Source organism: Bradyrhizobium uaiense, from assembly GCF_010811875.1.
GTDB lineage: Bacteria > Pseudomonadota > Alphaproteobacteria > Rhizobiales > Xanthobacteraceae > Bradyrhizobium > Bradyrhizobium uaiense.
In genome coordinates this window covers 1-11,081 of the sequence record NZ_VKHP01000281.1, presented here as the reverse complement: position 1 = coordinate 11,081, position 11,081 = coordinate 1, and the positions used below count along the sequence as shown (strand labels likewise).

Below are 11,081 nucleotides of genomic sequence, written 5' to 3'. Positions count from 1 at the left end.
CGCCGCCGCGGGCAGAATGAAGCTCGGAACGATGAGCCGGCCGACCAGCGTGCCGTAGCTGCGATGATCGAACAGGATCAACGGCAACGTTCCCCTTGTGATGGTCAGAATGCCGTTGCAGGCGCCGTAGAGCAGCGCGAAGGCGATCCCCATCTCCTTCGATGTCCCGCTGAACAGGCCGGCAATGAAGGAGAGCGGCATGATCAGGCAGGCCATCAGATTGAGCGCGAGCGGATCGAGCCGTCCGCCGAACAGGACTTCGCAAAGGCGCGCGGCCGATTGCCCAATGCCCCGCAGCGTTGCGATCCAAACCGCCACGGTGACGGTGAGCCCGAGCCCTGAGAGCACGGCGATCATGTGGGCGGACATACCGGCGTTCAGGAAGTTGGCTCCGGTCATGATCACGGCATAGAGCCCGCCCGCCGCCGCAAGCTGCCGGCGGCTGGCAGCGCGCGGTTGCTTCGGCGCCGCCACGCCAGAGCTCGGCACGCCGGCAAACCGCTTGTTCGGAATCAGCAAGTGCAGCGGGATCGTCAGCAACGCAAAGCCGGCATAGGCCAGCACTGCAATCCGCCAGCCGAAATGTTCCGAGAGCGTATGGCCGAGCGGCCAGAACACGGTGGCGGCCAGGCCACCGAGCAGAGTGATCCCGGACATCGCGCGGCGCGCCTCCGGTCCGCCGATCCGGGCGAGCGCCGCGAACGCCGCATCGTACAGCGTCAGCCGCATGCCGAGGCCCAGAACGATCCAGGATGCGAAATAGGTGCCGATCTGATGCGAGAGGGCGAGACCGGCGCAGCCAGCCGCGTTGATCAGAGCGCCTGAGACCATGACCTCCCGGCCACCGCGGCCGTCCACCCACCTGCCCGCAAGAGGCGACACCACGCCCATCATCAAGAGCGCCGCGGCAAATCCGCCGTAGACGATGTCGCGGCCCCAGCCAAGATCAGCTGATATCTGCTCGCCGAACCCGCCGATCAGATAGTAGGTTGTGCCCCAGGAAATCAGTTGAGCCAGCCCGAGGGCGACCACGACCCGGCGTGCGATCACCGGGCAGCTTCCTTGCCTGAGGGCAATGTGGAAGCGCCCGGCCCGAGCGGCCGCTGCATCAGCACGGTGTCGACCCATTGCCCGAGCTTGAAGCCGACCGAATTCAGGGTGCCCGCCGGCTGAAAGCCCATGCGACGGTGCAGCGCGATCGATCCGGCGTTGCCGCTGTTGCCGATCACGGCCAGCATCTGCCGCCAAGGTCCTGCTTCCGCGCGTACTATCAGCTCTTGAAGCAGCGCCACGCCGATGCCGCGGCCGTGCAGCCCGTCAGCCACGTAGACGGAATCCTCGATGGTGTGGCGGTAGGCCGGCCGCGGCCGGTACGACGTCGCGTAGCAATAGCCGGCCACGCGGCCATCCAGCTCAGCCACGAGATACGGCAGACCTGCCGCCAGCACAGCGTTCCGGCGGCTACGGATCTCATCCACCGTCGGCGGCACCTCCTCGAAGGTCGCGAGCCCATTGAGCACGTGATGGGCATAGATGCTCTGCACGTCAGCCATATCGCCGTCCGTCGCGTCGCGGACCACGACGCCGTTGCTGCCTGCCATCACCATGTCCTCCCGCCTGAGCCGTCAATATTGCCCGAGCATGCGCCACGGCGTTATATAAGTGAAGCTTTGATTGGTTATGCGTGGCATAAGATATACTTTGATGAAGAACCTCAACCTCGACTATCTCGAAAGCTTCGCCGTCGTGATCGACACCGGCAGCTTTTCTGCTGCGGCCGAGCGATTGCAGCTCACGCAGCCTGCGGTGAGCCTGCAGGTGCGCCAGCTCGAGCGCAGCCTGAATGCCACCTTGATCGAGCGGGTCGGACGACGTGCCAGGCCGACCGCCGCCGGCGTCGCCTTGCTTTCGCACATGGACCAGATCAACGCAGCCGTGACATCGGCAGTCGATGCCGTTTCGCAGCAGACGACCGGAACGGCAGGCCGTGTGCGGCTCGGCACGGGAGCGACCGCCTGCATCTTCCTGCTACCGCCGATCCTCAGGGAGTTGCGGGCGGCAATGCCCTCGCTCGAGATCACGGTCACGACCGGCAACACCGCGGAGATCGCGCGGGCCGTCGAAGACAACACGATCGACATCGCGCTCGTTACGCTGCCGGTGTCCGGTCGCAGCTTCGAGATCACCCCGGTCATGAACGACGAGTTCGTGCTGATCGCGCCGCACGACATGAAGCTGCCGGCGCGGATCACGCCGGAGGTGCTGGCGACCAGACCGGTCCTGCTGTTCGAGCCCGGCGGCAACACGAGGCGCACCGCGGATGAATGGCTGGCCCGCGGCGGCGTCTCGCTGAAACCGTTGATGTCGCTCGGCAGCGTCGAGGCGATCAAGGAGATGGTCCGCGCCGGCCTCGGCTGCGCAATTCTGCCTGGCATGGCCGTCCCCGCCAGGACCAAACCGCGCGACCTGATCGTGCGGTCGCTGTCACCCAGACTCCATCGCCGGCTCGCGGTCGTGATCCGCCGCGACAAGCGTCTCGACCGCGGGCTGCGGCAGACGTTGTCGGCGCTGAAGGGACTCTCTTCTGAGAGCAGCTAGGGAGGACGCCGCGCGTCCTCCCCATGCCCCCGTCACGTTGCGTTGCGTTCCTGCTCCGCGATCTTGCGGAACGCGGCCTCGCCGGCATCGGTCACCGCCGCCCACTTTGCGTTCGGCGCGGCCTCGGCCTCGTAGTTGTCGTGCCAGTTCCACCATTTGTAGGTCGGGCCCTGCGGATAGCCCTTCGGCGAATCCTCCCAGAGTTCCTGGCGGCCGAACGGCGTGATGTCGAGATAGCTCCACACCGTGCCCATCGACTCATCGCCGCGGCTGTTGACGAGATAGGTGCGGAAGATCTGCTCGCCGTTGCGGACGAACACGTTATGGCCGTGCCATTCGGCGACGCCGAAGTCGGCGTCGAAGCTGTCGGTGATGGTGTACCACGGCATCTCCCACTCCATCCGCGCCTTCAGCCGCGCGATATCGGCCTGCGGCGCGCGCGAGGCATAAGCCAGCGTGGTGTCGCGCTGGTTCAGATGCGAGAGATGGCCGACTTGATCGGCGCCGAGCGAGCAACCGCGGCAACCGTGATCCGGCCAGCCGAACACGCCGGGCTCAAAGAACGCGCGGTAGATGATCAACTGCCGGCGGCCCTCGAACAAATCGAGCAGGCTCGCCTTGCCGTTTGGTCCTTCGAAGACATACGGCTTCTCGACCGCCATCCACGGCATCCGTCGCCGCTCCGCGGCCAGCGCGTCGCGCGCCCGCACCTGCGCCTTCTCCTTGACCAGCATCTCCAGGCGCGCCGCCTCCCACGCCTCCCGCGACACCACCGGCGGCGTCTGCATCGCCGACAGTCCGCCACGATCGTTTTCAGCTGATTTGCTCATGATGATCTCCATCTTCGAATTGGACGAACTCGGGGACCCCAGCGCAGTTCCAGCGCCGTGGCCGCTCGTCATTGGCCATGCCGCAATCTGGCGCGGCGGCCACAACGAGTGGGAGTGACAAGTGTGTCGGGATTTTCGCGCATGCGCCCAGGTCGCTTCGATTACATTTGCTCAATGCTTGCACTTTGCAATTATATGTGCGAGCCTCGCCGCCATGAAGCAAACCGCTACCCCTGCGTCGGATGATGGCCTGAAGCTCAGCGCCTGGCTGCCGTATCGCCTGTTCCTGGTCGCGGCCCAGGTCGCCCGCCCGCTCGAGAGCTTCTACAGCGAGACGTTCGGATTGAGCCAGGCCGGCTGGCGCATCCTCGCCGTGATCGCCGAGCGCGATGCCGCCAATGCCTCCGAGATCGGCCGCGCCTGCGCGCTCGATCCGTTCGCGGTCAGCCGCGGCATCGGCCAGCTCACAGAACTCGGCTTCGCGGTGCGGCGTCCCGGCAAGACCGATCGCCGCTTCGCCGCGGTCAGCATCACCCGAAGCGGCCGGACCGCCTTCAACCGGATCGCCGCGCTCGGCAGTGCGATCGAGGCACGGCTGCTTGCGCGCCTTTCTGAAGCCGAGCGAACGATTCTCGACTCGGCCCTCACCCGGCTTGAGGGAGAAAGCGCGCGGATCGATGCCGGCGGCTGGCGCGCACTGCTCGATGATGCTGGCGCGCCATGACGGCCGCACTGTTCGCGCTGACCGCACTGCTGTGGGGTGGCGGCGCGCTGGCAACGGCGATGCAGGCCGGTGTCACACCCGCACCTTGGTCCGTGGCCCTGCGCATGGTGCTCGCGGGTCTCATCCTGCTCGGCTACGGCCGGATGCGCGGCGTGCCGCTCGGGATCCCGCGCAAGGACCGGCCGGCCGTTGCGTTGCAGGGCCTGTTGTTCTTCGCCATTGCCTTCATCGCCTTCTATGAAGCCACCGCGCGGATGCCGAGCGGCCTTGCCGCGCTGGTGCTGTCGACCTCGTCGCTGTTCGCCGCCGTGATCGCGCGTGCCGCGCTCGATGTCCCGATCTCCTCCGGTTTCGTCTGGGGCGCGCTGTGCGGCATCTTGGGTCTTGCGATCATTTTCCTGCCCGGTGCAAGCGCGCACGGAACCGCGCCGCTCGCAGGGTTTGCCTGGGCGCTCGCGGCTGCGATCGCGACCGGTGCCGGCACGACCGTCGGCGCACGCAACCAGCGTGCCGGATTGCCCGTGGTCTCCGTGCTGGCCTGGGGCGCATTCATCGGCGCCGCGGCGAGCGCGCTCTGGGCGGTCGTGACCGGCACGCACTTCGCAGCCGACGTCTCGCTGACCTACGCGGCGAGCTTCCTCTATCTCGCCGTCGCCGCATCCTGCGTCACCTTCATGCTCTACTTCGAACTCGTGCGGCGGCTCGGTCCCGGTCGCGCCGCCTACACGCTCGCGCTGGTGCCGCTCGTGGCACTGCTGCTGTCGGCGCTGTTCGAGCATCTCACGCTGGGCTGGCCGGTGCTCGCCGGCGCGGCCGCAATCCTCGCCGGCAACGTGCTGGTGCTGGCGCGGGCCTGAATTGAATGTCCCGCCGGCGGCAACGCACCTCGCGGGTTCAGGTCGCTGGTCGACGGCGCCACGCCGCAGCCGCGGGGATCATGGCGAGAAGACTGATGCCCGCCAGGACCAGGAAGACCGCCGAGTAGCCTACGGTCGCAGCGATCAAGCCGGCCAGCGGCGGCGTGATCAGGGTTGCGACATCGTAGGCGGCGTCGAACAATCCGATGCCGGATGCAATCTGCGTGGCGGGAACGGCACGCACCACCGGCAGCGCCAGCAGCGGATACGTCATCGACATACCGCAGCCCGCGACGATCGCACCGGCAATGGCGGTGTGTTCGTCGGACGCGAGCCCGAGGATCAGCATGCCGCCCGCCAGTGCCGCGAGCGCAAGCAGCACCGGACGCGGCCCGGTGGCGCGATCGCACACACCGCTGAACACCGGTCGGGCAAGCGCAAACGCCGCCAGGAAAACGAACAGCGCGATCGAACCGTTGTGCCAGCTGCGATGCAGGAACGCGAGCACGACAAAACTGGTCGTGCCGATGTAGCTCATCACGGCGAGGCCGAAGCCCAGCGTCGGTCGCCAGATCGCCCTCAAGATCGCCGTCAGCGGCAGGACCGCTGCGCCGTGCGGCGCCGGCGCGCTCCGTTGCGCCATCAACACCAGCGGAAGACCGCCGAGCGGCACGAGCATCGTGATGACGGCCGCGACCAAGAAGCCGTCCGGCGCAAGCTGCGGCGGCAACAGCGTGGTGAAGAGATGCGCGATGTCTCCGGCAAGGCCTCCGAGCAGCGCACCGGCCGAAATGCCAGCGAAGAACAACAGCCCGACCCAAGACATCGCCCTGCCCTGTTGTGCCGGTCCAGCGAGGATTACCGCCCAGGCGGTGCCGCCGGAAAACAGGAAGCCCTGGCCGATGCCCATCGCGATGCGGCCGATCACCATCAGCCCAAGCGCCGTGATCGGCGACACCGGCAACAGCCCGGCGAGAACGTAGAACGCGCCGGAGATCGCCGCTCCGAAGAGCCCGAGCATCGTCGCGTCGCGTGCACCCCTTCGGTCGGCGAAGCGGCCAACCAGCGGGCGCGTCAACAGGGTCGCAAGGCCTTCGGCGGCCAGCACAGCGCCGGCAACGAGCGGACCGAAGCCGAGATCGGCATCGACGCGCACCGGCAACACCGCGAGCGGCGCACCAAGGCTGGCCAGCCCGAACATCGCGACCAGTCCCGGCAGGAGCACCGCGCGCCTGAGACTGGTCGGTGGTGTGCGGTCGACGGACGGCTGATGGAGGTATTGCTGCATGGCTCGGCTCGACTTGAACAAGGAGCCGCGGAATAGACATTGACGCTTCCAGCATTAGAATGCGCCGCCATGGCACTTCAGAACGGACAAAATTTCCGCAATTACGAGACCCTGGCCGGCGTCGCGGCGTTCGTTCACGCCGCCGAGCAAGGCGGATTCGCGGCTGCGGGCCGGATTCTCGGACTGTCCGGCTCCGCGGTCGGCAAGGCCGTCGGCCGCCTTGAAGCCCGCCTTGGCGTGCGCCTGCTCAACCGCACCACCCGCAAGGTGACGCTGACCGGCCCCGGCGCCGAATTCTTCCGGCGCGCCCGCAACATCCTGGCGGAGCTCGACGAGGCGGAGCAGGTCCTCGCCGAGCAACAAGGCGCGCCGCGCGGACGGCTCAAGGTCTCGCTGCCGCACAACATCGGCCAGTTGCTGGTCCCGAAGTTCGCGGAGTTCGCGCGGCTGTTTCCCGACGTCGCGCTCGATGTTCAACTCGAGGACCGCCTCGTCGACATGGTCGGCGAAGCCATCGATGTCGCCTTGCGAACCGGCGAGCTCACTGATTCTTCGCTGATTGCGAGCCGGATTGGGCCGCAGCATTTCGTGATCTGCGGCACGCCGGATTATTTCCGGCGGATGCCGCAGCCCGAGACGCCGAACGATCTCGCGGTCCATCGCGGCGTCAGCTTCCGCGTACCGACGACGGGCCAGATCTACCCGTGGAGTTTCTGCGGCGAGTTCGCCGGCGCGACGGCGACGGACTCCGTGACCTTCAACAACTCCGACGGCGTGCTCGCAGCGATCCGTTCGGGCGTCGGGATCGGCCAGCTGCCGGTGATCCTTGCGCGTTCCTGCATCGCGCGCGGCACCATGTAATCGGTCAGCACGGCAACCAGATCGCCGCGCGGCAGCGTCTGGATCGCCTGGCCGAGCAACCGCTACCGGTCGCTGGCGCAGCGCGCCTTCGTCGACTTCATCAGGCAGCAATTGCCCGACACGCTGTTCGAGCCGATCGGCAAGCCATGAACGCGATCGCACCACCGATTGACCCGGGAACGATATCTGACTAAAGTCAGACATATGCTCGACCCTGTCTCCCGCGTCCGTCGTTTCAACCGTGCCGTGACCTCCGCCGTCGGCGCGCTCGACACCTCGTTCCTCGGGCGCGGCCGGCCGCTCGGCGCCGCCCGCGTGCTGAACGCGATCGGGCACGGCCGCACTGATGTGGGCGACATTAGGGATTATCTCGGGCTCGATTCCGGCCTGATGAGCCGGCTGCTGCGCAGCCTCGAGGACGAAGGGTTGATCGAGACCACGGCGCATGGCGACGATGCGCGCCGGCGCATCGCCAGGCTGACGCCGGCGGGCAAGCGCGAGTTCAACGCCTATGAGGCGATCTCCAACCGGCAGGCCAAGGACTTCCTCAGCTATCACACGCAACGCGAGGCGTTGCTGGCGGCGATGGACCTGATCGCCTCGGCGCTCGGCCGCGACGGCGCCGTCCTGGATGAGATCGACCCGCGCAGCGACGAAGCGCGCTACTGCCTCGGCGAATATTACGCCGAGTTGGCGCGACGCTTCAAACAGGGCTTTGACGTCAAGCTGTCGCGCGATCCCGATGCAAAGGACATGGTGCGGCCGCGCGGCAGTTTCATCGTGGCGATGTCCGACGGCCTGCCGCTCGGCTGCGTCGGGCTGAAAGGCACAAGCGGTGACTTCGCGGAGATCAAGCGGCTGTGGGTCGCACCAGCCGCGCGTGGCCTCGGCCTCGGTCGCCGGCTGATGGACGCGGCTGAGAAGGCCGCGCGCGAGCTCGGTATCGCGGTGCTGCGGCTCGACACCAACAGCGCATTGGCGGAAGCCGGTCAGCTCTACCGCCGTACCGGCTGGACCGAGATCCCGCGCTTCAACGACGACCCCTACCCTGATTTGTTCTTCGAAAAGCGTCTCTGAGCAGTGCGCCGCGCGTGGCGCCTGCTTCGGCGTGTTGTCCGGCGCGGTTCGCTGGCCTAAGACACCACCATGACCATCCGCCCCATCGTCCGCTATCCCGATCCGCGGCTTGCGCTCGTGGCCGAGCCGGTGACCGTGTTCGACGATACGCTGCGTGAGCTGGCGCGGGACCTGCTCGAGACCATGCATGCGGCGCCGGGCATCGGCATCACCGCGCCGCATATCGGCGTGCCGCTGCGGGTCGTGGTGCTGGAGCTCGACCCCAGCGAAGGTGCACAGACCTATGTCAATCCCGAGATCATCCGGACCTCGCCCGAGATGATCCTGCACAAGGAAGGCAGCGTCTCGATGCCCGGCGTCAACGACGAGGTCGAGCGCCGCGCGCGGGTCCGCATCCGCTATTGGGACCTCGACGGCAACATGCAGACCGAGGAATCCGACGGCCTGCGCGCGGTGTGCCATCAGCACGAGATCGACCAGCTCGACGGCGTGTTCTGGATCAGGCGGCTGTCCCGCCTGAAGCGCGAGCGGCTTATCAAGCGGTTCGAGAAGATCTCGCGCGGGTAGTCCGTCGGGCGGGGCGAAGCGTAACCCGCCGCAGTTGCGCGCAAGTCGGTGGATTACGCCTACGGCTAATCCACCCTACGCAGCTATCGCGGGGATAGAACTCGACTTCACCCTCCCGCCATCAAATCCTTGGCCAGTGCCATATAGGCCGGCAGCGTCACGGGGTCGTTCGCAGCATTGCCGGCGGCGTGGTGCGAGGCGTAGCGCGCGATCACCATCTCGGCCTTCGGATCGATGTAGATGCCCTGGCCGTGCACGCCGCGCGCCATGGAGGCGCCGTGCGCATTGTGCGTCACCCACCACTGATTGCGGTACGACGCGCCCGGCAACGTGGTGTAGCCGGCCGGCTTGAATGTCTCGGGATCGCCGCCGCGCGCGATGTCCTCGATAACCGACGACGGCACGATCTGCCGGCCGTTGAAGCGGCCGTGATTGCGGATGGTCTCGCCGAAGCGGGCGAGGTCGCGCAGCGTGGTCGACAATCCGCCGCCACCGCTTTCGGTGCCGATGCGATCGACGTGATAATGCGCATCCTCCTCCGCACCCATCGGCGCCCAGATCCGCTCGGACAGCAAATCGGACAACGTCATTCCGCTGGCGCGCCTGACGATGAAGGCCAGCACATCGGTGTTGACGGTCTTGTAGGCGAAGGCCTTGCCGTGCTCGCCCTGCTTCTGCTGCGCGCAGAGGAAATCGAAAATGTTGGTCGCGCCTTCATAACCCGCGGGGATCGGCGCCATGCCGTTGGCGCGCCGCAACCCCCACACGTCGGAATTCTTGTCGGTATAGACCTCGGTGTATTTCAGCCCCGTGGTCATATCCATCACCTCGTGCACGCGCGCATCGCCGAATGCGCTTGCCTTCAGCTCCGGCACGTAGTCGATGACCGGCGCCTGCGGATCGATCTTGCCTTCGGCGATCAGCATGCCGGCGAGCGTGCCGGTGAAGGACTTCGTCACCGACATCGCGATATGCGGCTTGTGCGGCTTCAGCGTGCCGAAATAGCGCTCGTAGATCAGCTTGCCCCGGTGCAGCACCGCGATTCCATCTGCGTAGCTGTCCTCGAGCATCCGCGCGAAGGTCTGCGGGCGGCCATCCATCGTCACCGACGCGGAGGCACCGATGTCGTGATCCTCCCGCGGCAGCACCGACGCCGGCCCTGCCCCGCGCCAGACATTCACCGTCGGCACCAGCTGGCGGATGTTGCTCCAGGCCCAGCGCAGCTCGGGAAAGCTGCGGAACGAGCCGTCGTGGAACGTGATCCTCTTGTCCTGCGGCGGCGGAAAGCCCTGCATCCAGCCGAGCTCTTTCGGATCGCTCTCGGCGGCGGTGGGATTTTGTGCGCGTTGGCGGCGGCTGCGACGGACATCAATTCTGGCTCCAGAGCTGCGGAGCGAGTTTGGTATCACGCGATGGCAAGGGACACATCCCGCGTTTGCGCCGGGGTGACCGTCGCCGCAGGCGCATGCCGCCGCGCGAATTACCGTGCGTCGCACATACCAGTTCGATTTGACACCTGACTGTCGCGCCCGGGCCAAATCATTCCGGCGCGCGGATTACGCGGCGGCCGCCTGTTCGATCGTGGCAATGTCGATCTTCTTCATCGTCATCATCGCCTCCATCGCGCGCCGTCCGGCGGCGCGATCGGCGCCGTTGACGAGCTCGAGCAACCGCCTCGGCGTGATCTGCCAGGTGAAGCCCCAGCGATCCCGGCACCAACCGCACGGCAATTCCTTGCCGCCGTTGCCGAGGACGGCATTCCAGTAGCGATCAGTCTCCTCCTGGCTGTCGGTGAGCACCATGAAACTCACCGCCTCGTTCGGCGTGAAGTTGGAGCCGCCGTTCAGCCCGACGAAGCGGCGGCCGAGCACAGTGAACTCGACCGTCAGCTCCTCGCCCTGCCCGATGCCCGGTATCGGCGATTGATGGCCTGCGCCGACATGGCTGTCGGGAAACGTCGCAGCGTAGAACTCCGCCGCTGCGCGCGCCTGGCCCTGATCGAACCAAAGGCATGTGACGAGATCGGTCATTTGCAGTCTCCTGGTTTATACGCAAAGGACGGTTGGCGAAGGCGCCAGCCGACACCGCGGCAACAGACTGATGAAAATTATTTACGGAACCGCGTTTGTGACAACACCGCCTCCACACACCCCACCGTCGTCCCGGCGGAGGCCGGGACCCATACGCCGCGGCAGGCGTCGCGTGGGAACTCGTCGTTTCAGCATCACTCAACAATTTACATCTGGGGTTATGGTCCCGGCCCCCGTGCGCAATTGCGC

Annotated in this window: 12 protein-coding genes; 6 read left to right on the top strand and 6 right to left on the bottom strand. The window is 66.6% G+C overall.

The window, feature by feature from the left end:
• Together FNJ47_RS40150 and FNJ47_RS40145 are read right to left on the bottom strand one after the other, a co-directional pair.
• Nucleotides 1–1,050 (bottom strand): MFS transporter (locus tag FNJ47_RS40150; RefSeq protein WP_163161555.1); only part of this gene is annotated, 1,050 nt, incomplete at its 3' end.
• Nucleotides 1,047–1,601, bottom strand: coding sequence for a GNAT family N-acetyltransferase (locus FNJ47_RS40145; RefSeq protein ID WP_163161553.1), 555 nt, complete (start codon nucleotides 1,599–1,601; stop codon nucleotides 1,047–1,049). The genes FNJ47_RS40150 and FNJ47_RS40145, both read right to left, overlap by 4 nt.
• A gap of 103 nt (nucleotides 1,602–1,704) precedes the next feature.
• Here FNJ47_RS40145 and FNJ47_RS40140 point away from each other — a divergent pair, with 103 nt between their 5' ends.
• Complete coding sequence (locus FNJ47_RS40140) at nucleotides 1,705–2,598, top strand: LysR family transcriptional regulator (protein ID WP_175068483.1); 894 nt, start codon at nucleotides 1,705–1,707, stop codon at nucleotides 2,596–2,598.
• A gap of 32 nt (nucleotides 2,599–2,630) precedes the next feature.
• Here the strand turns inward: FNJ47_RS40140 and FNJ47_RS40135 are convergent, their stop codons facing one another.
• The gene (locus FNJ47_RS40135) at nucleotides 2,631–3,428 is read right to left on the bottom strand and encodes a DUF899 domain-containing protein (protein ID WP_163161549.1); all 798 of its coding nucleotides are present in this window, start codon (nucleotides 3,426–3,428) and stop codon (nucleotides 2,631–2,633) included.
• Between the two features lie 214 nt (nucleotides 3,429–3,642).
• On the opposite strand from FNJ47_RS40135, the gene FNJ47_RS40130 reads away from it, so the two are divergent.
• The gene (locus tag FNJ47_RS40130) at nucleotides 3,643–4,152 is read left to right on the top strand and encodes a MarR family winged helix-turn-helix transcriptional regulator (RefSeq protein WP_163161546.1); all 510 of its coding nucleotides are present in this window, start codon (nucleotides 3,643–3,645) and stop codon (nucleotides 4,150–4,152) included.
• Nucleotides 4,149–5,009, top strand: a complete 861-nt coding sequence (locus FNJ47_RS40125; protein WP_163161544.1) for a DMT family transporter — start codon at nucleotides 4,149–4,151, stop codon at nucleotides 5,007–5,009. The genes FNJ47_RS40130 and FNJ47_RS40125 overlap by 4 nt, the downstream gene beginning before the upstream one ends.
• A gap of 37 nt (nucleotides 5,010–5,046) precedes the next feature.
• Here FNJ47_RS40125 and FNJ47_RS40120 read toward each other — a convergent pair whose 3' ends face one another.
• Complete coding sequence (locus FNJ47_RS40120) at nucleotides 5,047–6,297, bottom strand: MFS transporter (RefSeq protein WP_163161542.1); 1,251 nt, start codon at nucleotides 6,295–6,297, stop codon at nucleotides 5,047–5,049.
• 69 nt (nucleotides 6,298–6,366) lie between these two features.
• On the opposite strand from FNJ47_RS40120, the gene FNJ47_RS40115 reads away from it, so the two are divergent.
• The 3 genes from FNJ47_RS40115 (at nucleotide 6,367) to FNJ47_RS40105 (ending at nucleotide 8,802) form a co-directional block, all read left to right on the top strand.
• Nucleotides 6,367–7,158: a LysR substrate-binding domain-containing protein gene (locus FNJ47_RS40115; protein ID WP_163161540.1), complete on the top strand. Its 792-nt coding sequence runs from the start codon at nucleotides 6,367–6,369 to the stop codon at nucleotides 7,156–7,158.
• Between the two features lie 204 nt (nucleotides 7,159–7,362).
• The gene (locus FNJ47_RS40110; protein ID WP_163161538.1) at nucleotides 7,363–8,235 is read left to right on the top strand and encodes a bifunctional helix-turn-helix transcriptional regulator/GNAT family N-acetyltransferase; all 873 of its coding nucleotides are present in this window, start codon (nucleotides 7,363–7,365) and stop codon (nucleotides 8,233–8,235) included.
• 69 nt (nucleotides 8,236–8,304) lie between these two features.
• On the top strand, nucleotides 8,305–8,802 hold the full coding sequence (locus FNJ47_RS40105; protein ID WP_163161536.1) for a peptide deformylase: 498 nt from the start codon (nucleotides 8,305–8,307) through the stop codon (nucleotides 8,800–8,802).
• 107 nt (nucleotides 8,803–8,909) lie between these two features.
• Here the strand turns inward: FNJ47_RS40105 and FNJ47_RS40100 are convergent, their stop codons facing one another.
• Nucleotides 8,910–10,097: a serine hydrolase domain-containing protein gene (locus tag FNJ47_RS40100; protein ID WP_165446082.1), complete on the bottom strand. Its 1,188-nt coding sequence runs from the start codon at nucleotides 10,095–10,097 to the stop codon at nucleotides 8,910–8,912.
• A gap of 261 nt (nucleotides 10,098–10,358) precedes the next feature.
• Nucleotides 10,359–10,832, bottom strand: coding sequence for a VOC family protein (locus tag FNJ47_RS40095; protein ID WP_163161534.1), 474 nt, complete (start codon nucleotides 10,830–10,832; stop codon nucleotides 10,359–10,361).
• Nucleotides 10,833–11,081 lie beyond the last annotated feature (249 nt).